Genomic DNA, 20,406 nt, shown 5'->3' with positions numbered 1-20,406 from the left:
CCATCCGGTCGGAGGACGGAAGCGTCGTGCGGGGTGTCGCTCGCGGCCAGGGGAGAGCCCGCGCTTAGGCTCGTAGCGCCATGATTCGGTTCGAGAACGTCACGAAACGCTACCGCGGGACGTCGAAGCCCGCCCTCTCCGGTGTCGACTTCGAAGTGCAGCGCGGGGAGTTCGTCTTCCTCGTCGGCGCCTCTGGCTCCGGCAAATCCTCCTGTCTGCGCCTGATCCTGCGCGAAGACGTCCCGACGACGGGGCGGGTCGCTGTGCTCGGCAGAGACCTGCGGGCGCTCGCCAACCGCAAGGTGCCGTATTTCCGCCGCCACATCGGGTCGGTCTTCCAGGACTTCCGACTTCTGCCGTCGAAGACCGTCTACCAGAACGTCGCCTTCACGCTTCAGGTGACGGGTTCGTCGCGCGGCTTCATCCAGCAGGCTGTTCCGGAGGCCTTGGCGCTCGTGGGTCTCGACGGCAAGCAGAAGCGGATGCCGCACGAGCTCTCCGGCGGTGAGCAGCAGCGCGTCGCGATCGCGCGCGCTCTGGTCAATCGTCCTCAGGTGCTGCTCGCCGACGAGCCGACCGGAAACCTCGACCCCGCCACCTCGGTCGACATCATGCAGCTGCTCGCCCGCATCAATGCCGGCGGCACCACCGTGCTGATGGCCACCCACGAAGCCGGATTCGTCGACCAGATGCAGCGCCGCGTGATCGAGCTGAGTGACGGCGAGATGGTTCGCGATGAGGTGCACGGCGGGTACGGCGACACCTCCAACATCCCGCGCCTCGTTCCGGAGGAGGTGCGTGGGGCCGCGGCAGCGGCCGCGCTCACCGCCGTGCAGGAAGTACAGCGTCAGACCGCGGACCTCTCCATGGTGCGTGCCGCCCTGGCGGAGGAGCTCAGCACGCAGCGCAAGGCCGCGGCCGCGGTCGACCGCGACGGGGAGACCGTGGTTCCCCCGGCGCCGCGCACGGTCGAGCCCCCGGAGCCCGCACCTTCGCAGGCCGCTGATTCTGCCGCGAACGTCGTGGAGCCTCCCGCCGCCGTCGAACCTCCGGCGGTCATCCGCCCGCGAACACACCCCATCACGCTGCCGACGGTCGACGTCGCCGAGCTCGGAGTCGCCGATCGCCTCGGCCTCTCCGATGAAGACGACGAGGAAGTGGGCCCGACCTCATGAGAATCGGACTCATCCTGACCGAAGCCCTGGGCGGGCTCCGGCGGAACATCTCGATGGTGATCTCCGTCGTGCTCGTCACCTTCGTCTCCCTGACGTTCGTGGGTGCGGCGATCCTGATGCAGGGACAGATCGGCGTCATGCGCGGCTACTGGGCCGAGCGCGCCCAGGTCGCGGTGTACATGTGCTCCGCGGTCTCGGAATCCGAGACCTGCCTCGACGGCGCCGCGAGCGAGGAGCAGGTCACCGCCGTCCGTGCACAGCTCGAGGGGGACGCGCTCAAGCCGCTCATCAGCTCGATGACGTTCGACACCAAGGAAGAGACCTACGCCAAGCTCGTCGATCAGCTCGGCGCCGATCAGGCGAGCGTGCTCACGCCCGACCAGGCCTTCGAGGTGTTCTTCGTCACCATGAAGGACCCGGGCCAGTCGCAGGTGCTCGCCGAGGCGTTCAGCGGACAGGCCGGTGTGGAGCAGGTCAAGGATCAGCTCCAATACCTCGAGCCGTTGTTCTCCGCGTTGACCGTCGCGACATACATCGCGGTGGGCATCGCGGTGCTCATGCTCATCGCGGCCACCCTGCTGATCGGAACCACCATCCGGCTGTCGGCGTATGCCCGACGCAAGGAGATCGGCATCATGCGCCTGGTCGGAGCGTCCAACCGCTTCATCCAGACGCCGTTCGTCCTCGAAGGCGTGTTCGCGGCCTTCCTCGGCTCGGCCCTGGCCAGCGCCGCGGTCGTGGCCGGCGTGCACTTCGGAGTCAACGGCTACCTTCGGGGCCGGGTTCCGTTCATCACGACATGGGTGACGATGCAGGATGCCGCGCTCGTGGTTCCCGTGCTGATCGGCATCGGCGTCATCCTCGCCGCGCTCTCGGCCGGCTTCGCGATCCGACGCTGGCTGCGTACCTGATAGCCTGAAAGGCTGCTCGGTCGGATCGATCGATCGAGCTCATTACGGCAACAGGAGAGCATCATGCCCAGGGAACGCGGAGAGAAGGTCATCGCGACCAATCGTCGCGCACGTCACGACTACACGATCGAGAAGTCGTACGAAGCGGGGATGGTGCTCACCGGCACCGAGGTCAAGTCACTGCGTCAGGGGCGCGCCAACCTCAGCGACGGCTACGCGTTCGTCAAGGGGAACGAGGTCTTCCTCGACTCCGTGCACATCCCCGAGTACTCGCAGGGGCACTGGACGAACCACTCGGCCAAGCGCATCCGCAAGCTCCTGCTGCACCGCGAGGAGATCGCCAAGATCGCGCACGCGGTGTCAGCAGGCGGATACACACTGATCCCGTTGAAGCTCTACTTCTCGGACGGTCGTGCCAAGGTCGAGATCGCCCTGGCGAAGGGCAAGCGCGAATACGACAAGCGCCAGACCCTGCGCGAGCGTCAGGACACCCGAGAGGCCGACCGCGCCATGCGGCTGCGCAACCGCGTAGGGGAGTAGTCCCCGGCCCTCACAGGCGCGGCTCGAACCCGAAGACGCGGCCGAGGAACCTCAGCTCCCGTTCGAGGGCGTCGACGATCGTCTCCGCGCTGCGGAAGCCGTGCCCCTCGGCGGGGTACAGGACGTACTCGTGGTCGATGCCGCGGGTCGCGAGCGCATCGCGGATCGCCTCGGACTGCGACGGCGGAACCACGCGGTCCTCCCCACCCTGCAGGAGCAGCACGGGCACATCGATGCGATCGGTGTGGGTGAGCGGCGAACGCTCGATGTACAGATGCTCGTACTCGGGGAGCGGTCCGACCAGGCCGTCGATGTACGACGCCTCGAAGTCATGCGTCTCCGCCACCAGCATGCGCAGGTCGGCCACGCCGTAGCGGCTGATCCCGGCGGCGAAGGCACCACCGCGGACCAGCGCCGACAGCACGGTCCAACCACCTGCCGAACCGCCGCGGATCGCGATGCGGGCGGGGTCGGCGAGTCCGGCGTCGGCGAGTCCGCGGGCGGCCGCGATCACGTCGTCGACGTCGACGACGCCCCACTGGCCGTCGAGACGCTCGCGGTAGGCGCGGCCGTAGCCGGTGGATCCTCCGTAGTTCACGTCGAGCACGCCGATGCCCCGGCTCGTGTAGAAGGCGATCGCCGCGGACGCAGCGCCGGTGACGTGCGCCGTCGGTCCGCCGTGCACCAGCACGACGTAGGGTGCGCGCTCATCGTCGGGCGCCGACGCATCGGGGTTGGCCGGAGGATAGGCGAAGGCGTGCACCGCGCCGCGGGGACCCTCGATCTCGATCGGGATGGACGCGGGCATCCACTCCGGATCGACCGGCTCGCCGCCGCGCACGGCGATGAACTCGCCGGATTCGATGTCGACGCACCACAGGCCCGCCGTCGCCCGAGAGCCGTTGCCCGAGAGGAGCACCCTGGTGTCGTCGACGGCGTCGATGCTCACGTGGCCGTCACCGGGGAAGTCGATCACGCTCACGCCGCCCTCGGCATCGATCACGACGACCTCGTCGCGGCCGTTCGTGCGGACGGCGACGATGCGGCCGTCGTCGAGCGGCTGGTACCAGCGGTTGCCGAGCACCCACAGCCCGTAGCCGGTATCCGCATCGACAGGAGCGCCAGCAGGGGCGAACGGCCGCGCCGGCCCGGTGGGAGCCACCCCGTCGAGCGTGACACGCTGCAGAGCCCAGCGACCGTCGGGATCGTCGGCGAAGACTAGTTCCGCGTCGCTGAGCCACTCGGGCTGCAGCGCCGCCCGCGAGGGGATCGTGTGCGGCGTCCCGCCGGGGACCTCTGCGACCTGAACGTGCGCGTCCTCCCACGGCATCCGTCCTCGCTCCCAGCCGACCCATGCTGCGCGGGTGCCGTCGGGAGAGAGGGCGGGGTGGGCGAAGAAGCCGTCTCCCTGCACGATCACCCTGATCGCGGACGGGTCTTCGGCGGCGGATCCATCGAGCGGGATCTCGACGACCGAGCGGATGTGCGGCGTGGTCGAGAGGTCTTCGCGCACGGCCAGCAGGCGGCCGTTCTGCACGCGCAGACCGCCGTGCGAGGGGCCCGGGGCGGTGAGGGCGACGGGTTCGGCTCCGACGCTCAGGCGGCGCACCCGCTGGTCTCCTGCGTCGACGAAGAATAGCGTGCCGTGCTCATCGGCCGTCCAGGCGCCTCCGCCGTACTCGTGCACGCGAGAGCGCGCGCTCCAGGGGGCGGGGAGGATCTCGGAGCCGGAAGAACTCCGCACCGTCACGCGTCCCTTCTCGGCGGGTACCGACTCACCCCACCAGATCTCCGCACCGACGAAGCGGGCTCCGTCGATGCGCGGAGAGGAAGCCGCGACGGAGGCCGCGGAGAAGGGCGAGGGCCAGGAACCGTAGGGGGACGACGACATGCTTCGAGCCTAGGCGTCGGACGCCCGTGCGTCAGGACGGGAGCATCGCGGTCTTGATCCGTTGCCCGACGCCACGAAGCCCCTCCCGGTACCCGGGAGGGGCTTCGTCGTGCCGTCTTGTCTCAGACCGCGCGCAGTACCGCGACGATCTTCCCGAGGATCACGGACTCATCGCCGAGGATGGGCTCGAACGCAGAGTTGCGGGGGAGCAGCCAGGTGTGGCCGTCGCGGCGACGCAGCACCTTGACGGTGGCCTCGCCGTCGAGCATCGCTGCCACGATCTCGCCGTTCTCGGCGCTGTTCTGGGAGCGGACGACGACCCAGTCGCCGTCGCAGATGGCGGCATCGATCATCGACTCGCCGGAGACCTTGAGCATGAAGAGGTCGCCCTTGCCCACCAGCTGGCGGGGGAGGGGGAAGATCTCCTCGACCTGCTGGTCGGCGGTGATCGGCACGCCGGCTGCGATGCGCCCGACGAGGGGGACGAGCGCGGCGTCTCCGACCGGGGTCGCCACGTCGGCGGGGCTCTCGGTGCTGGTGCCAGGCAGATCGATGAGCACTTCCATGGCTCTCGTCTTCCCGGGGTCGCGGCGCAGATAGCCGCTGAGCTCGAGCTGTCCGAGCTGGTGGGTGACGCTGGAGAGGGACTTGAGGCCGACGGCGTCGCCGATCTCGCGCATGCTCGGGGGGTAGCCGTGGTGCGCGATCGAGTTCTGGATGACCTCGAGGATCGCCATCTGCTTCGGGCTGAGGCTCTTCCGGCGGCGCGTGCGCGGTGCCTCCGACTCGGGGGCAGAGTTCTCGCTCATGGTGCTCCTTCAGTGCGTGATCCGACGTCCCTCTTCGAATGTCGGAGGCCCGTGGTGGGGTGTCCTTATCGAAACCGTATCCGAGAATCGGGCCGATCTGGAAGATCTGTTCGAGCGTGTCGGCCTAATCGTCGGCGGGGTTTCGAAGAATACTTGACAGATGTTCGAACTCGAAGATATCTTCGGTACGTAGCTTCGCATTCACGGCTCCCGGCCGAGGCGGGAATGCGAACGCTACGCCAACTTCCCCGGTCGCCTCACGGCTCCGGGACAGGCTAAGGAGCACCACATGAGCAGCATCAGCTTCAGCACCGCAGCAGTCATTCCGGCGTCGACCCGTCCTTCGACGCGACTCCGACTGACGACGCGTGGCCGCGCCGTGCTGCTGGCCTTCGCCTCCGTGCCGCTCGCGGTCGGCATCGCGTTCGCCGCACTCAGCGGTGGCAGTGCGATCGCCTCGGGTGCAGACACCGCGGCCGTCAGCGTCGAGACCGTCACGGTCATGCCCGGCGACACGCTCTGGTCGATCGCCACCGGCGTCGCCCCCGACGCCGACCCGCGCGACGTGATCGGTGAGATCAGCCGGATGAACCTGCTGCGTGGTGGCGAGCTCCAGATCGGTCAGACACTGGCCATCCCGGCCCAGTACGTGAACTGATCCTGCCGCAGCGTCGCTGCAGCAACTTTGCGTCATCGACTCGGGGCGCCGCTTAACATGGGAAGGGTGACCCTCTCCCTCAACGATCTCCCGCTACGTGATGATCTTCGCGGACTCACGCCGTACGGCGCTCCGCAGGCGCCCCTTCCGATCGCGCTCAACGTGAACGAGAACACACATCCGATCCCGGGTGAAGTGGCCAGCGACATCCTCGACGACATCGCCGTGGCGATCCGCGACGTCAACCGCTACCCCGACCGGGAGTTCAGCACCCTTCGTGAGTCGTTCGCCGAGTATCTGGGGCACGGGCTCACCCCCGAGCAGATCTGGGCGGGCAACGGGTCCAACGAAGTGCTCCAGCACATCCTCCAGGCGTTCGGCGGGCCGGGGCGCACGGCGTTCGGCTTCGCACCCACGTACTCGATGTACCCGTTGATCGCCCAGGGGACCGGGGCGCGGTGGATCGCCGGCACCAGGCAGCCCGACTACACGATCACGCCGGAGGAGGCCTCCGAGCAGGTGCGGGCCGCCGACCCGGACGTGGTGATTCTCTGCTCGCCCAACAACCCCACCGGCACGCCGCTGGGGCTCGACGTCGTCGAAGCCGTCTACGACGCGGCTCGGGGCATCGTTATCGTCGACGAGGCCTACCAGGAGTTCGCTCCCCGCGACGCGGTGTCCGCATTGACGCTGCTCGAAGGGCGTCCGCGACTGGCCGTCTCGCGCACGATGAGCAAGGCGTTCGCGTTCGCGGGCGCTCGCGTCGGCTATCTCGCGGCGGATCCGGCCTTCATCGACGCGCTGCGGCTGGTGCGTCTGCCCTATCACCTGAGCGCCCTCACCCAGGCAGCGGCCATCGCGGCACTGCGCAACGCCGACGTCATGCTCGGGATGGTCGAGGAGATCGTCGAACAGCGCGACAGGATCACGGCCACCCTCGAGGCGCTCGGCTATCAGCCGCACGAGACGTGGTCGAACTTCGTGCTGTTCGGCGGAGTCGCCGACCCGAAGGCGACGTGGCAGCAGCTCTACGACCGCGGCGTGCTCGTGCGCGACGTCGGCATCCCCGGCCACCTGAGGGTGAGTGCCGGAACCGAGGCCGAGACCACCGCGTTCCTGGACGCCCTGGCCTCGATAGGATCGGCTTCATGAGCACCCCCGCACTGACCCCGCGCACAGCGAGCCGCGTGCGCAGCACGTCGGAGTCCACCGTCGAGCTCGAGCTGAATCTCGACGGAACCGGTGCGAGTCGCATCGACACGTCGGTGCCGTTCTTCGACCACATGCTCACCGCGTTCGCCAAGCACTCGCTCACCGACCTGACCGTGCGCGCGTCCGGCGACACGCACATCGACGCGCACCACACTGTCGAAGACGTCTCGATCGTGCTCGGCCAGGCGATTCTCGAGGCCCTCGGCGACAAGTCCGGCATCTCCCGCTACGGCGACGCGCTCGTTCCGCTCGACGAGGCGCTCGCTCAGGCCGTCGTCGACATCTCCGGTCGTCCCTACCTCGTGCACACGGGTGAGCCCGCGGGGTTCGAGCACCACCTCATCGGCGGGCACTTCACGGGTTCGCTCGTGCGTCACTCGTTCGAGGCCATCACGTTCAACGCGGCTCTGACGGTGCACGTGCGCGTACTCGGCGGACGCGACCCTCATCACATCGCCGAGGCGGAGTTCAAGGCGTTCGCCCGTGCGTTCCGTCAGGCCAAGGCGCTGGACCCTCTCGTGGATGGCGTCCCCTCCACGAAGGGTGCGCTGTGAGCGCAGCACCTCGCATCGCGGTGTTCGACTACGAGTCGGGCAACGTCCATTCGGCCGTCAAGGCGCTCGTGGCAGCGGGTGCGGATGCCGTGCTGACACGCGACCGCGCCACCGCTCTCGAGGCCGACGGTCTCGTCGTGCCCGGCGTCGGAGCGTTCCAGGCCGTGCGTGACGCCCTGCGCGCCCATGGCGGAGACGAGATCATCGACCGCCGTCTGGCCGGCGGTCGCCCTGTGCTCGGGATCTGCGTCGGGATGCAGGTGCTGTTCGAGCACGGCGTCGAGCGTGGCCACGACACCGAGGGCCTCGGCGAATGGCCGGGGGCCGTCACCCAGCTCAACGCACCGGTGCTTCCGCACATGGGCTGGAACACGGTCGAGCCCGGTGCCGACAGCGTGCTCTTCCGAGGCATCGAGCAGGAGCGCTTCTACTTCGTGCACTCCTATGCCGCGCAGTCCTGGGAGCTCGACGTCATCCCGCCGTTCCCCGAGCCCGTCCTCACCTGGACGACTTACGGGGATCCTTTCCTCGCCGCGGTCGAGAACGGTCCGCTCTCAGCGACGCAGTTCCACCCGGAGAAGTCCGGCGAGGCCGGCATCCAGCTGCTGCGCAACTGGGTCCAGAGTCTCTGACGACGCCGGCAGGCGTCATCCGTTTTGTTCCCCGCCGTCCGGCGGACTACCCTCGGTTCTCGTGCCCGCACCGGGCCGAAGAGCTTCCCGATCCAAGGACCCCATGAACGACTTCGCGCAGTCCCCCTCGCTCACGCTCCTTCCCGCGGTCGATGTCGCCGGGGGCAAGGCCGTCCGCCTGACCCAGGGCGAGGCCGGCACCGAGACCAGCTACGGCGACCCGTTGGATGCAGCGGGGCAGTGGGCCGCGCAGGGTGCCAAGTGGATCCACCTCGTCGACCTCGACGCCGCATTCGGCCGCGGCAGCAATGCGCCGATCCTGCGCAAGGTCATCAAGCAGTTCAAGGGCGTGAACATCGAGCTCTCGGGCGGTATCCGCGACGACGCGACGCTGGAGGCGGCTCTGGAGAGCGGCGCCACCCGGATCAATCTGGGCACCGCGGCGCTGGAGAACCCGGAGTGGGCTGCTGACGTGATCGGTCGTTACGGCGAGGCCATCGCAGTCGGCCTCGATGTGCGGGGCACGACTCTCGCCGCCCGCGGATGGACCAAGGAGGGCGGTGACCTCTGGGAGGTGCTCGAGCGCCTCGAGGACGCCGGCTGCAGCCGGTACGTCGTCACCGACGTCACGAAGGACGGCACGCTCCGCGGCCCGAACCTCGAACTGCTGCGTGAGGTCACCTCGCGCACCCCGAAGCCGGTCGTCGCATCCGGTGGGATCTCGAGCCTCGACGACATCGCCGCGCTCCGTGAGCTCGTGCCGCTGGGCGTCGAGGGAGCGATCGTCGGCAAGGCACTCTACGCCGGCGCGTTCACGCTGGCTGAGGCACTGGATGTCGCAGGAGACTGACGCGCACGCCTGCGGGCCCGAGTCGCACAACCACGGCGATTCGGCCGGCGTCCCCTGGGAGGGGCGCAGCTTCGAGTCGAACCCGCACGCGGGGGACGACGGCTCCGCAGACCCCGCTCTCCTGGCCGCGATCCTTCGCTTCCGTGCGGGACAGGGCAGCCAGGCTGAGGTGGTCGACGCCTTCCGGGGTGCGCGGGTGCTGGTGCCGCTCATCGCGGAGAAGGGCGACGAGGGCGTCGCGCCGAACGGACTCACCGTCGACAAGACGCAGGAGCTGTCCATCGTGACGGTGGCGGCTCCCGACGGACGCCGCGTGCAGCCGGTCTTCTCCTCCGTCCAGGCCATGCAGGCCTGGGATCCGACCGCGCGACCGATTCCGGTCGAGGCGGTCCGCGCCGCGTTGGCGGCCTCCGCGGAAGACACCGACCTGATCGTGCTCGACCCGACCTCCGAGACCGAGTTCGTCATCCGGCGCCCCGCGGTGTGGGCGATCGCTCAGGAGCACCGCTGGGAGCCGAGCTTCCTCTCCACCGAGGTGTTCACCGCGCTCCAGGAGAGCGTGGCGCACGAACTGGCCGTGATCGACGTGGCGGTGGCCGCGGGCGATCCCGACGCACGGCTCCGGGGCCCTGAGCTGATCGTGATCCTCGAGCTCGTCGACGGTCTGGAGCGTGAGGTGCTCGACGCCGTGCTCTCTCGCCTCGCTCAGCGCTGGGCGTCCGACGACCGCATCGCCGTGCTCGCGGATTCGCTCACGGTGAAGCTCCGCCGCAGCGCCTGACCGCTTTCGCTACGATCGGGGCATGTCCCGCGGTCTGATGCGAGTCCTCGCCGTGGTCGTGCTCCTGTGTGGTGCCGCGACCGGCACCACGGGCTGCTTTACCGCGTGCCCGGCAATCGGCTACGTCAACGGGGCGGTCGTCGACGTGAGCGCATTCCCCGCGGTCGCGGCCGTCCAGTTCTGCGTGGACGCGGAGTGCTCACCGGCGCCGGGGGAGGACGAGACCTCCTCGACCAACATGTTCTCCACGTCCCGTCAGGACGACGGGACGTGGAGCCTCATGTTCGACATGTCCACGCCGGAAGACGTCGACATCCGTCTCTTCGACGCGCAGGGAACCCTCATCCACGAGGCTGAAGAGGCGATTGCCTGGACCCACACCGGAGGCGCCTGCCCCGGCCCCTCCACCGCGGAACCCCTGATCCTGCAGCCCTGACTAGTTGACCGGACCGGTCCACTTCTCGCCCGGTCCCTTGCCGATCGGGTCGGGAATCGTCGATGCCTCGCGGAAGGCGAGCTGCAGCGAACGAAGACCGTCACGCAGCGAGCGGGCGTGCATGTCACTGATCTCGGGAGCGCCGGCGGTAATGAGGCCGGCGAGAGCGTTGATGAGCTTGCGCGCCTCGTCGAGGTCGATCTGCGCCGCGGCGTCGGGATCGTCGGCGAGTCCGAGCTTGACGGCTGCGGCGCTCATGAGGTGCACGGCGGCGGTGGTGATCACCTCGACAGCGGGTACATCGGCGATGTCTCGGGTGGCCGACGATGCGGCCTCCTCCTGACGTGCCCAGCGCTCTTCGCGCTCACGTGCAGCCTCGTCCGGTGCCTGGTTCGTCACTTCGCCTTGCTTTCTGTTAGACTTTGGCGGGCTCCGGAGCGTCATGCTCCGGATCGAAAGAGGATTCACTTCCCACCCGCGCTTGCCGTTCAAGGCTACCGGGTCTTGCACTCCACCGGCTCCGATCGCAAGACGGACCCGGCAGGTAGGGTGCGGAGCCGGCGTCTGAATGCCGGTGGGCGGGGACGATTCCGATTTCGCCCGTGATGCAGACAGCATCGCGGTGGCCGAATCACATCGTCTAAGGAGTTCCGCATCAGCGATCCCCGTACCAATGAGCGCATCCGCGTCCCCGAGGTCCGCCTCGTCGGCCCCGCGGGTGAGCAGATCGGCGTTGTCCGCATCGAGGCCGCGCTGCGCCTCGCGCAGGAAGCCGATCTCGACCTCGTCGAGGTCGCCCCCAACTCGAAGCCGCCCGTCGTCAAGATCATGGACTACGGCAAGTTCAAGTACGAGGCCGCCCAGAAGGAAAAGGAAGCTCGCCGCAACCAGGCGAACACGATCCTCAAGGAAGTCCGTTTCCGTCTGAAGATCGAGGCGCACGACTACACGACCAAGCTCAAGCGCGCCGAGGGCTTCCTCAAGGCCGGCGACAAGGTCAAGGCCATGATCCTGTTCCGCGGTCGCGAGCAGTCGCGTCCCGAGCAGGGCGTCCGCCTGCTGCGCAAGTTCGCCGAAGACGTCGCCGAGTTCGGCACCGTCGAGTCGAACCCGACCATCGACGGTCGCAACATGGTGATGGTCGTGGCTCCGCTCAAGAGCAAGTCCGAGGCGAAGCAGGAGCAGAACGCCGTGCGCGATGCTCAGCGTGCCGACAAGAAGCAGGCGGCGCGCGACGCGAAGAGCGATTCGCCCGCAGCCGCAGCTCCGGCGGAGTGATCCCCGCCCCCAGAACTCCCGCACCGCGGGTTGACACCGTCGCCTGAGAAGGCGCCATACGAAGGAAGAGAAGATGCCGAAGCAGAAGACCCACTCGGGTGCTAAGAAGCGCTTCAAGATCACCGGCAGCGGAAAGCTGAAGAAGCAGCAGGCCGGGATGCGCCACAACCTCGAGCACAAGTCGAGCCGTCGCACCCGTCGTCTGAACCAGGACCAGGTGCTGTCGAAGGCTGACACCAAGGTCGCGAAGAAGCTTCTCGGTCGCTGACGCGCACCGAACGCACGAATAGGAACACAGGAAAATGGCAAGAGTCAAGCGGGCAGTAAACGCCCACAAGAAGCGCCGGGTTATCCTCGAGCGCGCCTCCGGTTACCGCGGACAGCGTTCGCGCCTGTACCGGAAGGCCAAAGAGCAGGTCATCCACTCGCTGGTCTACTCGTACCGTGACCGTCGCAAGCGCAAGGGCGACTTCCGTCGTCTGTGGATCCAGCGCATCAACGCTGCGGCTCGCCAGAACGGCATGACGTACAACCGCTTCATCCAGGGCCTCGGCCTCGCGGGTGTCACCGTCGACCGTCGCATGCTCGCCGACCTCGCGGTCAACGACGCGGCGACCTTCACGACGCTGGTCGAGACGGCGAAGAAGGCTCTGCCCTCCGACGTCAACGCACCGAAGTCGGCTGCGTAAGCATCTCTTCACACAGGGCGCTCTCCTTCGGGAGGGCGCCCTGTGGCGTTCGTCGGCTCGGAACCGGCGGATGCGCGGGTGACGACCACGTCGACGAGGGCCGCCACGGCGACCGCGCCGGCGTACACCGCGAGGTCGCGGACATCGAAGCCCGAGCCGAGGACGAGACGGATCGGCGGGAACAGGGCTGCCCACTCGCGGGGAAGCCCGGTGAGCTGGAGCAGTTCGACGGCGGCGCAGAACACGAATGCCACGACCGCGATCGCGGGACGAGGCCGGCGCGGGGCGAGGAACGCGACGAGCAGGTAGATGAGCACGGCGTACAGGGCATCGCCCACGATGTCGCCGATCATCCCGCTCACACCGAGGTGAACGACGAGACCGATCCCTACCGTGACGGCGGCGACGACGGCGAGGGTGATCCGTCGGCGAGTGCTGTTCACCGTGGGGCTGTCGCTCATCCCGGCACCCTATCCCGATGGTGCGGGAACCAGTCGCGCGTTCTCTAGACTGTGATCGTGCTGGAGAACCCCCGTTCGCCCCGAGTCCGAGCCGTCGCGAAGCTGACCAAGCGCAGCGCGAGAACCGAGACGGGCCTGTTCCTTCTGGAAGGTCCGCAGTCCGTCCGCGAGGCGCTCACCTACCGTCCCGAGGCGATCGTCGAGCTGTTCGCGACGCCGAACGGCTGGGAGAGGCACCCCGACATCCGTGCGAAGGCCGCCGAGGCCGAGGTCGATGTCGAATATGTGACCGAGTACGTCCTCAACGCGATGGCCGACACCGTCACCCCGCAGGGGCTGGTCGCGGTGGTGCAGCAGACACCGACTTCCGTGCGCGACATCTTCGACTCCTCGCCACGGCTGGTGGCCATCTGCGAGGAGGTGCGGGACCCCGGGAACCTCGGCACGATCATCCGGGCTGCCGACGCCGCCGGTGCGGATGCCGTCGTGCTCACCGGCCGCACGGTCGATCCGTACAACCCGAAGGTCGTGCGCGCCACGACAGGGTCGCTCTTCCACCTGCCGGTGTCGGTCGGGGGAGACCTGGCCGATGTCGTCACGCGCGCCCATGCCGCAGGTCTGCGCATCCTCGCGGCCGATGTGAAGGGCGACGATCTGCTGAAGGCACGCGCCGAGGGCGTGCTCGAAGAGCCCACCGCATGGCTCTTCGGCAACGAGGCGCGCGGGCTCGAAGACGAGGCGCTCGCGCTCGCGGACCAGGTGCTCAAGCTGCCCATCTTCGGCCGTGCCGAATCCCTCAACCTGGCGACGGCCGCCAGCGTGTGCCTCTACGAGAGCGCCTTCGCACAGCGGGCCACGTCCGCCGGCTGAGTTCTCGGCCCCGAAGGAAGCAGGAGACGGAGTCGATGAGGATTCTGATCGTCGAGGACGACGACCGCGTCGCCGGCGCGCTCGAGGCGTTCCTCGCTCGGTCGGGATACGCGACCGTGCGCGCGGCGGACGGAGCGGCAGCTCTGGACCTGCTGGGTGCGGACACCGAGGTCGTCCTGCTCGATCTCGGGCTTCCCGACATCGACGGTGTCGACCTGTGCCGTCGCATCCGTGGCCGCTCGGAGGTTCCGATCGTGATCGTGACCGCGCGCAATCAGGTCGCCGAGCGCATCAAAGGACTGCGGGCCGGAGCCGACGATTTCGTGGTCAAGCCCTATGACGTGCACGAGCTCCTGGCCCGGATCGAGGCCGTGACCAGAAGAACACGACCGATGCGACCCGAGGCCGATGCCCGTGTGCTGCTGCATGACGGTGATGTGGAGATCGACCTCGTCGCACGGCAGGTCCTCGTCGACGGCACACCGATCGACCTCACGCGCAAGGAGTTCGACATCGTCGCGGTCCTCGCCCGATACCCGGGGGTGGCTGTGCCGAAGGAGCGTCTGATCCGCGAGGTGTGGAACACCGACTGGCGAGGGTTCGGGCACTCCCTCGAGGTGCACGTCGGCGCGATCAGGAAGAAGACCGGAGTCCGCGGGGTCATCGAGACCGTGCGTGGGGTCGGATATCGGCTTGCGGGGTCGTGACGCATGCGGCGCCGTCTGATCATCGTCTTCCTCGTACCGCTCGTCGCCATCCTGGCCGCGCTCGGCGGGGCTGCGGGATGGAGCGCCGCCCACGGAGTGCAGCAGGCGTTCTACACCCAGCAGCTCGGCGACCTCGGGTACTTCGCCACGAGCGCGCGTCAGGCTCTGCGATCCGGCAGCGCGGCGGTGATCGACGCCGAGGTGATGCGCTTCCGTGAGGTCTACGGAATCGAGGTCACCGTCTTCGATCTCGGCGGCAGCGTGTGGGCCGCAGGCGAGCAGGACCCGGCGGTCCTTCCTGAGGAAGACGCCGAGAGGGTCAGACTGGCCCTCTCCGGGCGGCGGGCCGAGCAGCCAACGGTCGTGTTCCCCTGGACCGTCACGGACGCGGCGCTGGCCGAGCCGGTGTTCGACGACGGGGACGTGATCGGCGCCGTGCTCGTCACCGGCGACGTCGAGGCGCCGCGTGCCGCGATCCTGCAGCAGTTCCTCCTCATCTCCGCGATCGCGCTGGTGCTCATCGCGCTCGGGGTGCTCCTCGTGTTCCGCCTCGCTCGATGGGTGCTGTCGCCGGTGCGCCGGCTCGATGAGGCGATGGTCGCGATCGAGCGGGGTGAGATGGATGCGCGGGTCGCGGCGGATGACGGTCCGCCGGAGCTGCGCCGCATGGCGCAGGTGTTCAACGGGATGGCCGACGAGATCGAACGGGTGATGACACGCCAGCAGGAGTTCGCACTCAACGCCTCTCATGAGCTGCGCAACCCCCTGAACGCTCTCCTCCTGCGCGTGGAGCATCTGGCCACCGGACTCGGGACGCAGTGGCAGCACGACGTCGAGGAGACACGGGAGGAGGGGCGACGGATGACCCGTATCCTCGAGACGCTGCTGGGCCTCGCGCGCGGCGGACGCGGGGATTCGGCCATCTCCGCTGTCGACCTCGCGACCCTCGCCGCCCGGCGCCTCGACGCGTGGCGCGACGTCGCCGCACAGCGCGGAGTCGGCTTGCGCGCCACGGGGGATTCGTCGGTGATGAGCGTGACCGATCGGACGATCGTGGAGAGTGCGCTGGATGCCGTGATCGACAACGCGGTGAAGTTCTCCCCCGAGGGGGCGCAGATCGAGATCGGTGCGCGACGCGATGGCCGGCTCTGCCGGATCACCGTCCGCGATCACGGTCCCGGTCTGACCGCGGAGGAGGCGGCAGCGGCGACAGACCGGTTCTGGCGCAGCGCCGAGAGCGGAGACACTCCCGGATCCGGGCTCGGCCTCGCCATCGCGAGCGACCTGCTCGCGACGGTCGGCGGGGAACTCTCCGTGGCCTCGGCGGAGGGCGGCGGGCTCGCCGTCGCGCTCGTGCTCCACGACGGGACGACGCCGTGAGGGCCCTCGCACGGCGGCTCGTCGCCGGAGCGCTCGCGATCACGCTCCTGGCGGTGCTCACCGCGTGCAATCCTCGTGCGAGCGAGTGGACGGATGCGGAGTACGCGATCGCCAGTGGCGGGTCGACCGGCGTCTACTACGACTACGGGAGTCACCTGGCCGAAGAGCTGTCCGCATCGCTGGATATCCGGATGGGGGCGCAGGAGACGGCGGGATCCGTCGACAATCTGCTGCGGGTCAGCTCGGGGGAGGCCCTGATCGGGTTCGCGCAGGGTGATGCGGCCGCCGATGCGGTGGCCGGCACCGGGGCCTTCGACACGCCGCTGGAGGTGCAGGCCCTCGCTCGGCTCTACGACGAATACGTGCAGGTCGTGGTGAGGGGAGACTCCGAGATCGACGACGTCGGCGATCTCGCCGGCCGCACGATCTCGCTCGGCGCGGAGAACTCCGGGGTGAACGTGATCGCCGCCCGCGTGCTGGATGCGGCCGGCGTCGATCACGGGTCTGTCCGCAACCCTCAGCTCGACCTCAGCGAGTCGATCGGCGCGATGGAGCGCGGGGAGATCGACGGGTTCTTCTGGGTGGGCGGATTGCCGACCCCTGGAGTGGCGGAGCTCTCCGAGAGGTCGCCGGTTCGCCTGCTCCCGATCGAGCAGGAGTGGGTCAACGAGGTGAACGAGCGGTACTCGCACGCCTACCGTCCGGCAGATGTCCCGGCCGGGACCTACGGCCTCGTGGATTCCGCGCCGACGATGGCGGTGCCCAACTATCTCGTCACGGCAGCCGCGACCCCTGATGCCGTCGTGCGTGACGTGCTCGCCGGGCTGTTCGACGCGCGTCTGCGCATCGCGGGGGAGGTGCCCACCGCGGCGTTGCTGGACCGTCGTTCGGCGATCTTCACCGGTCCCGTCCCTCTGCACCCCGGGGCCGTGGACTACTACCGGGACCTGCGCGGCTGACTGCTCAAGAAATCCTCAAGAAGTCTGACACCGGGGTCCACCCTCTGTCATTGTGAGGTCGATCGTGAACGATCGTCGCCTGCTGCTCAACTGTTTTTGGGGTGCTGCAGCAGGACGATTCCGCGGCCCGTGGGGGCGGGCCGCGGGGTAACCATGCACAGCTGCATTGGTGCCGCGATCAGGTGATTACGAACGTGTAAATCTCACCGAGGTGCCTGGAGACCCGCGTCCGACGTGGCTAGTTTGGAGAAATGATGACCTCTGATACCCCGCTCGTCGTGGTCGAGAACGTCCAGAAGCACTACGGCGATTTCCAGGCGCTCACCGACATCGACCTGACCGTCAACTCGGGGGAGGTCGTGGTCGTGATCGGCCCGTCCGGCTCCGGCAAGTCGACGCTCTGCCGCACGATCAACCGTCTCGAGACGATCACCAGCGGCAGCATCAGCATCGACGGCAAGGAGCTCCCGGCCGAGGGCAAGGGCCTGGCGCATCTGCGGGCGGACGTCGGCATGGTCTTCCAATCCTTCAACCTCTTCGCCCACCTCACGATCCTCGAGAACGTGACACTCGGCCCGATCAAGGTCCGCGGCATCAAGAAGTCCGACGCCGAGAAGGAGGCGATGATGCTGCTCGAGCGCGTCGGCGTCGCGCAGCAGGCGAACAAGCTCCCCGCCCAGCTCTCCGGCGGCCAGCAGCAGCGCGTGGCGATCGCCCGCGCTCTCGCGATGCAGCCCAAGGTGATGCTGTTCGACGAGCCCACCAGCGCCCTCGACCCCGAGATGATCAACGAGGTCCTCGACGTCATGGTCGAGCTGGCGCACGACGGAATGACGATGATCGTCGTCACCCACGAGATGGGCTTCGCCCGCAAGGCCGCCGACCGCGTGGTCTTCATGGCCGACGGACGGATCGTGGAGGAGGCGACTCCCGAGGAGTTCTTCACGCATCCGAAGAGCGATCGCGCCAAGGACTTCCTCTCGAAGCTCCTCACGCACTGACGTCCACGCACCGACCACACAGACCCTGCACACACAGCACACGAAGGAGACGCACATGCGACGCACACGGACACTGGCAGGTATCGGAATCGCAGCGGCCGCGCTGCTGGCGCTCACCGCCTGCAACAGCGGTACGCCGTCCAGCACAGGAGCTCCGGAGGGCGGCGACGAGGGCGAGGCCTCCAGCAGCACCCCGTGGACCGTCCTGACCGACGTCAGCATCGACGGCAGCCCGACGTTCGACCGGATCGAGTCTTCCGGCACGATCAAGGTCGGCGTCAAGGAGGACCAGCCGGGCCTCGGCTACCTCGACCCGGTGACGGGCGACCGCACCGGATTCGACGTCGACATCGCCCGCTGGATGGCGGCATCGCTCGGCGTCGATCCGGAGAAGATCGAGTTCCAGGCGATCGCCTCCGCGAACCGCGAGCAGGCCATCGTGAACGGCGACATCGACTACTACGTCGGCACCTACTCGATCACCGACAAGCGCAAGGAGCAGATCTCCTTCGCCGGTCCCTACTTCGTCACCGGTCAGGGCCTCCTCGTCGGCGCCGACAGTGACATCAAGAGCGTCGACGACCTGAGTGCCGAGACGACGGTCTGCTCGGCGACCGGATCGACGCCGATCCAGAACATCAAGACGAACTACCCCGACGTGCCGACCAAGGAGTACGACACGTACTCGAAGTGCGTCGAGGACCTGAAGAACGGTCAGGTGGATGCCGTCACGACCGACGAGGCGATCCTCATCGGCTACGCGGCCCAGGACCCGGACAAGCTGAAGGTCGTCGGGGAGCCGTTCAGCGAGGAGCGCTACGGCATCGGACTCGCCAAGGGCGATGACGCGCTGGTCGAGTACTTCAACACGCAGCTCACCGACGGCGCGAAGATCTGGCAGCAGATCTTCGACAACAACCTGGGTGCCTCCGGCGTCAAGGCGACGCAGCCCGAGGTCGACCCGATCGGCTGATTCCTGCGGGGCGGTCGACAGGTTCGACCGCCCCGCTCATCGGCAGGAACATCCGAGAACTCGAATCGACAGGAGCAGCTGTGGGAGTCATCACCGACCACCTCGACCTCTGGGGAGAGGCACTGTGGGGAACCATCGTGCTGTTCCTGGGCGGTGGCATCATCGCGCTGGTTCTCGGACTCATCGTCGGGGCCGCGAGAGTATCGCCGGTTCCGATCGCACGAGCCGTCGGCGGCATCTATGTGAACTGGATCCGCAACACGCCGCTCACCCTCGTCATGTTCTTCTTCGCGTTCTGCCTCCCCATCCTGCTGGGGGAGCGGGTGAACTCCCTCCTGCTGGCCGTGATCGCCCTCGGGCTCTACACCGCGACCTACGTCGCCGAGGCGCTGCGCGCCGGCATCAACACGGTGCCGGTCGGACAGGCCGAGGCCGCGCGTGCGATCGGCCTGAACTTCGGACAGGTCATGCGCTACGTGGTGCTGCCGCAGGCGACGCGCTCGGTCGTCCCGCCCATGATGAGCGTGCTCATCGCACTCATGAAGAACACCACGGTGGCGGCGGGGTTCTCCGTCGTCAACCTCGGCACCATCCGCGCGGCGCTCAGCGAGCGCGGGGAGAACGCCCTCGTCGTCCTGCTGTGGGTCATGGTCCTGTTCGTGGTGCTGGTGCTGCTGCTCGCCTGGGTGCAGCGCGTTCTCGAGAACAAGTGGAGGATCGCGCGATGAGTTCCGTCCTTTTCGACGTCCCCGGCCCTCGTGCCGTCGTCCGCAACCGGCTCATCGGGGCCGCAACGGTCCTCGTCGTCCTCGCCGTGCTCGGCTGGGTCGTGTGGAGACTCTTCGCCACGGGACAGTTCTCTGCGGAGAAGTGGAACATCTTCACCTTCTCCGCGGTCTGGGTCCGGTTCGGCGAGGGATTGGTGGCCACGCTGGCCGCATTCGCGGTCGCCGGTGTCGGATCCATCGCCCTCGGCTTCCTGCTCGGCATCGGGCGCCTGTCGGAGCACGCCTGGGTGCGTGAGCCCGTCCGGTGGATCATCGAGGTGCTGCGAGCGGTGCCCGTGCTCATCCTGATGATGCTGCTGTACTACGGCCTCCCCGTGATCGGTGTGAAGATGCCGCCGTACTGGGCCGTCGTGATCGCCCTGATCGTCTACAACGGCTCCGTGCTCGCCGAGGTGCTGCGTGCCGGCATCGAGTCGTTGCCCCGTGGGCAGAAGGAAGCCGGCTACGCGATCGGACTGCGAAAGACCGGGGTGATGTACTTCATCCTGATCCCGCAGGCCGTGCGGGCCATGATGCCGGTGATCATCGCGCAGCTCGTCGTCGCGCTGAAGGACACCGCGCTCGGGTTCATCATCACGTACCAGGAGCTCCTCTACGTCATCAACCAGATCGGCAACCAGGCGCCCTACGGGTCGCCGCTGATCCCCGCGGCGATCGTCGGCGGATCGATGTACGTGGCCGTGTGTCTGCTGCTGTCCTACATCGCCTATCGCCTGCAGCGTCGGGCCAAGCGCTCGCCGAAGGCTGGGCCGGCGGTGCCGGATCCCCGTCAGCACGGCGGCGAGACGAACACCTCGCTCATCGTCCTGCAGGGAGACGGGTCCGAGAAGACGCGTTGATCCGCGAAAGGG

At 68.1% G+C, this 20,406-nt stretch carries 25 protein-coding genes; 21 read left to right on the top strand and 4 right to left on the bottom strand.

Annotated elements, in window-relative coordinates:
* Positions 1-80 precede the first annotated feature (80 nt).
* From ftsE to smpB, 3 genes are all read left to right on the top strand, one after another.
* Positions 81-1,175, top strand: a complete 1,095-nt coding sequence (gene ftsE, locus KY497_RS14810) for a cell division ATP-binding protein FtsE (RefSeq protein ID WP_219869398.1) — start codon at positions 81-83, stop codon at positions 1,173-1,175.
* Positions 1,172-2,086: a permease-like cell division protein FtsX gene (ftsX, locus tag KY497_RS14805; protein ID WP_141386246.1), complete on the top strand. Its 915-nt coding sequence runs from the start codon at positions 1,172-1,174 to the stop codon at positions 2,084-2,086. Before ftsE ends, ftsX begins: the two co-directional genes overlap by 4 nt.
* A 63-nt stretch (positions 2,087-2,149) precedes the next feature.
* Positions 2,150-2,626: an SsrA-binding protein SmpB gene (gene smpB / locus KY497_RS14800; RefSeq protein WP_017828552.1), complete on the top strand. Its 477-nt coding sequence runs from the start codon at positions 2,150-2,152 to the stop codon at positions 2,624-2,626.
* 10 nt (positions 2,627-2,636) lie between these two features.
* Here smpB and KY497_RS14795 read toward each other — a convergent pair whose 3' ends face one another.
* The gene (locus KY497_RS14795; protein ID WP_219869397.1) at positions 2,637-4,517 is read right to left on the bottom strand and encodes a prolyl oligopeptidase family serine peptidase; all 1,881 of its coding nucleotides are present in this window, start codon (positions 4,515-4,517) and stop codon (positions 2,637-2,639) included.
* A 122-nt stretch (positions 4,518-4,639) separates the two neighbouring features.
* A complete protein-coding gene (gene lexA, locus KY497_RS14790) occupies positions 4,640-5,326 on the bottom strand; it encodes a transcriptional repressor LexA (RefSeq protein ID WP_017828554.1) in 687 nt (228 codons plus the stop codon).
* A gap of 289 nt (positions 5,327-5,615) precedes the next feature.
* Between lexA and KY497_RS14785 the strand changes: the two genes are divergently transcribed.
* The 7 genes from KY497_RS14785 (at position 5,616) to KY497_RS14755 (ending at position 10,449) form a co-directional block, all read left to right on the top strand.
* Positions 5,616-5,984 carry a LysM peptidoglycan-binding domain-containing protein gene (locus KY497_RS14785; protein WP_017828555.1) on the top strand — a complete coding sequence of 123 codons (369 nt, stop codon included), beginning with the start codon at positions 5,616-5,618 and terminating at the stop codon, positions 5,982-5,984.
* 66 nt (positions 5,985-6,050) lie between these two features.
* A complete protein-coding gene (locus KY497_RS14780; RefSeq protein ID WP_258185725.1) occupies positions 6,051-7,136 on the top strand; it encodes a histidinol-phosphate transaminase in 1,086 nt (361 codons plus the stop codon).
* Complete coding sequence (hisB, locus tag KY497_RS14775; RefSeq protein WP_055877783.1) at positions 7,133-7,750, top strand: imidazoleglycerol-phosphate dehydratase HisB; 618 nt, start codon at positions 7,133-7,135, stop codon at positions 7,748-7,750. Before KY497_RS14780 ends, hisB begins: the two co-directional genes overlap by 4 nt.
* Complete coding sequence (gene hisH, locus KY497_RS14770) at positions 7,747-8,382, top strand: imidazole glycerol phosphate synthase subunit HisH (protein WP_055871024.1); 636 nt, start codon at positions 7,747-7,749, stop codon at positions 8,380-8,382. Before hisB ends, hisH begins: the two co-directional genes overlap by 4 nt.
* Before the next feature lie 103 nt (positions 8,383-8,485).
* Complete coding sequence (gene priA / locus KY497_RS14765) at positions 8,486-9,232, top strand: bifunctional 1-(5-phosphoribosyl)-5-((5-phosphoribosylamino)methylideneamino)imidazole-4-carboxamide isomerase/phosphoribosylanthranilate isomerase PriA (protein WP_219869395.1); 747 nt, start codon at positions 8,486-8,488, stop codon at positions 9,230-9,232.
* Positions 9,216-10,013 (top strand): SseB family protein, encoded by a 798-nt coding sequence (locus KY497_RS14760; RefSeq protein ID WP_055871027.1) that lies wholly within the window; start codon positions 9,216-9,218, stop codon positions 10,011-10,013. The genes priA and KY497_RS14760 overlap by 17 nt, the downstream gene beginning before the upstream one ends.
* Positions 10,014-10,035: 22 nt before the next feature.
* Positions 10,036-10,449, top strand: coding sequence for a hypothetical protein (locus KY497_RS14755; protein ID WP_055871030.1), 414 nt, complete (start codon positions 10,036-10,038; stop codon positions 10,447-10,449).
* Here the strand turns inward: KY497_RS14755 and KY497_RS14750 are convergent, their stop codons facing one another.
* A complete protein-coding gene (locus KY497_RS14750; RefSeq protein ID WP_017828562.1) occupies positions 10,450-10,848 on the bottom strand; it encodes a DUF1844 domain-containing protein in 399 nt (132 codons plus the stop codon).
* A gap of 255 nt (positions 10,849-11,103) precedes the next feature.
* Between KY497_RS14750 and infC the strand changes: the two genes are divergently transcribed.
* The 3 genes from infC (at position 11,104) to rplT (ending at position 12,416) form a co-directional block, all read left to right on the top strand.
* Positions 11,104-11,727 carry a translation initiation factor IF-3 gene (gene infC / locus KY497_RS14745; RefSeq protein ID WP_127482140.1) on the top strand — a complete coding sequence of 208 codons (624 nt, stop codon included), beginning with the start codon at positions 11,104-11,106 and terminating at the stop codon, positions 11,725-11,727.
* 73 nt (positions 11,728-11,800) lie between these two features.
* The gene (gene rpmI, locus KY497_RS14740) at positions 11,801-11,995 is read left to right on the top strand and encodes a 50S ribosomal protein L35 (RefSeq protein ID WP_017828564.1); all 195 of its coding nucleotides are present in this window, start codon (positions 11,801-11,803) and stop codon (positions 11,993-11,995) included.
* Positions 11,996-12,029: 34 nt separating this feature from the next.
* Positions 12,030-12,416 (top strand): 50S ribosomal protein L20, encoded by a 387-nt coding sequence (rplT, locus tag KY497_RS14735; RefSeq protein ID WP_017202428.1) that lies wholly within the window; start codon positions 12,030-12,032, stop codon positions 12,414-12,416.
* Between the two features lie 8 nt (positions 12,417-12,424).
* Here the strand turns inward: rplT and KY497_RS14730 are convergent, their stop codons facing one another.
* Positions 12,425-12,877, bottom strand: a complete 453-nt coding sequence (locus tag KY497_RS14730; protein ID WP_219869394.1) for a DUF2809 domain-containing protein — start codon at positions 12,875-12,877, stop codon at positions 12,425-12,427.
* 57 nt (positions 12,878-12,934) lie between these two features.
* On the opposite strand from KY497_RS14730, the gene KY497_RS14725 reads away from it, so the two are divergent.
* From KY497_RS14725 to KY497_RS14690, 8 genes are all read left to right on the top strand, one after another.
* Entirely contained in the window at positions 12,935-13,747 is an 813-nt protein-coding gene (locus KY497_RS14725; RefSeq protein ID WP_055871257.1) for an RNA methyltransferase, read from the top strand.
* A 35-nt stretch (positions 13,748-13,782) separates the two neighbouring features.
* Positions 13,783-14,454: a response regulator transcription factor gene (locus KY497_RS14720; protein WP_055871036.1), complete on the top strand. Its 672-nt coding sequence runs from the start codon at positions 13,783-13,785 to the stop codon at positions 14,452-14,454.
* A gap of 3 nt (positions 14,455-14,457) precedes the next feature.
* The gene (locus KY497_RS14715; protein ID WP_055877794.1) at positions 14,458-15,834 is read left to right on the top strand and encodes a HAMP domain-containing sensor histidine kinase; all 1,377 of its coding nucleotides are present in this window, start codon (positions 14,458-14,460) and stop codon (positions 15,832-15,834) included.
* The gene (locus KY497_RS14710) at positions 15,831-16,793 is read left to right on the top strand and encodes a TAXI family TRAP transporter solute-binding subunit (RefSeq protein WP_219869393.1); all 963 of its coding nucleotides are present in this window, start codon (positions 15,831-15,833) and stop codon (positions 16,791-16,793) included. Before KY497_RS14715 ends, KY497_RS14710 begins: the two co-directional genes overlap by 4 nt.
* 251 nt (positions 16,794-17,044) lie before the next feature.
* Positions 17,045-17,794, top strand: a complete 750-nt coding sequence (locus KY497_RS14705) for an amino acid ABC transporter ATP-binding protein (RefSeq protein ID WP_371861286.1) — start codon at positions 17,045-17,047, stop codon at positions 17,792-17,794.
* A 55-nt stretch (positions 17,795-17,849) separates the two neighbouring features.
* Entirely contained in the window at positions 17,850-18,767 is a 918-nt protein-coding gene (locus tag KY497_RS14700; RefSeq protein ID WP_055871044.1) for a glutamate ABC transporter substrate-binding protein, read from the top strand.
* An 80-nt stretch (positions 18,768-18,847) separates the two neighbouring features.
* Positions 18,848-19,495 carry an amino acid ABC transporter permease gene (locus KY497_RS14695; RefSeq protein ID WP_055871047.1) on the top strand — a complete coding sequence of 216 codons (648 nt, stop codon included), beginning with the start codon at positions 18,848-18,850 and terminating at the stop codon, positions 19,493-19,495.
* Positions 19,492-20,394, top strand: a complete 903-nt coding sequence (locus KY497_RS14690; protein ID WP_055877961.1) for an amino acid ABC transporter permease — start codon at positions 19,492-19,494, stop codon at positions 20,392-20,394. Before KY497_RS14695 ends, KY497_RS14690 begins: the two co-directional genes overlap by 4 nt.
* The last annotated feature ends 12 nt before the right edge of the window (positions 20,395-20,406 follow it).

Origin of the sequence: Microbacterium sp. PAMC22086, assembly GCF_019443525.1 — a bacterium.
Lineage (GTDB): Bacteria > Actinomycetota > Actinomycetes > Actinomycetales > Microbacteriaceae > Microbacterium > Microbacterium maritypicum.
Note: the sequence above shows the minus strand (reverse complement) of the source record. Positions and strands in the feature narration are given on the sequence as shown.

Bases quoted from the DNA above. Each gene is read 5' to 3' on its own strand.
- KY497_RS14785 (WP_017828555.1), top strand. From the start codon at position 5,616: ATGAGCAGCATCAGCTTCAGCACCGCAGCAGTCATTCCGGCGTCGACC.
- ftsE (WP_219869398.1), top strand. From the start codon at position 81: ATGATTCGGTTCGAGAACGTCACGAAACGCTACCGCGGGACGTCGAAG.
- priA (WP_219869395.1), top strand. From the start codon at position 8,486: ATGAACGACTTCGCGCAGTCCCCCTCGCTCACGCTCCTTCCCGCGGTC.
- KY497_RS14795 (WP_219869397.1), bottom strand. From the start codon at position 4,517: ATGTCGTCGTCCCCCTACGGTTCCTGGCCCTCGCCCTTCTCCGCGGCC.
- KY497_RS14720 (WP_055871036.1), top strand. From the start codon at position 13,783: ATGAGGATTCTGATCGTCGAGGACGACGACCGCGTCGCCGGCGCGCTC.
- KY497_RS14755 (WP_055871030.1), top strand. From the start codon at position 10,036: ATGTCCCGCGGTCTGATGCGAGTCCTCGCCGTGGTCGTGCTCCTGTGT.
- KY497_RS14760 (WP_055871027.1), top strand. From the start codon at position 9,216: ATGTCGCAGGAGACTGACGCGCACGCCTGCGGGCCCGAGTCGCACAAC.
- KY497_RS14705 (WP_371861286.1), top strand. From the start codon at position 17,045: ATGATGACCTCTGATACCCCGCTCGTCGTGGTCGAGAACGTCCAGAAG.
- ftsX (WP_141386246.1), top strand. From the start codon at position 1,172: ATGAGAATCGGACTCATCCTGACCGAAGCCCTGGGCGGGCTCCGGCGG.
- KY497_RS14715 (WP_055877794.1), top strand. From the start codon at position 14,458: ATGCGGCGCCGTCTGATCATCGTCTTCCTCGTACCGCTCGTCGCCATC.
- KY497_RS14700 (WP_055871044.1), top strand. From the start codon at position 17,850: ATGCGACGCACACGGACACTGGCAGGTATCGGAATCGCAGCGGCCGCG.
- KY497_RS14690 (WP_055877961.1), top strand. From the start codon at position 19,492: ATGAGTTCCGTCCTTTTCGACGTCCCCGGCCCTCGTGCCGTCGTCCGC.
- smpB (WP_017828552.1), top strand. From the start codon at position 2,150: ATGCCCAGGGAACGCGGAGAGAAGGTCATCGCGACCAATCGTCGCGCA.
- hisB (WP_055877783.1), top strand. From the start codon at position 7,133: ATGAGCACCCCCGCACTGACCCCGCGCACAGCGAGCCGCGTGCGCAGC.
- lexA (WP_017828554.1), bottom strand. From the start codon at position 5,326: ATGAGCGAGAACTCTGCCCCCGAGTCGGAGGCACCGCGCACGCGCCGC.
- KY497_RS14730 (WP_219869394.1), bottom strand. From the start codon at position 12,877: ATGAGCGACAGCCCCACGGTGAACAGCACTCGCCGACGGATCACCCTC.
- rplT (WP_017202428.1), top strand. From the start codon at position 12,030: ATGGCAAGAGTCAAGCGGGCAGTAAACGCCCACAAGAAGCGCCGGGTT.
- rpmI (WP_017828564.1), top strand. From the start codon at position 11,801: ATGCCGAAGCAGAAGACCCACTCGGGTGCTAAGAAGCGCTTCAAGATC.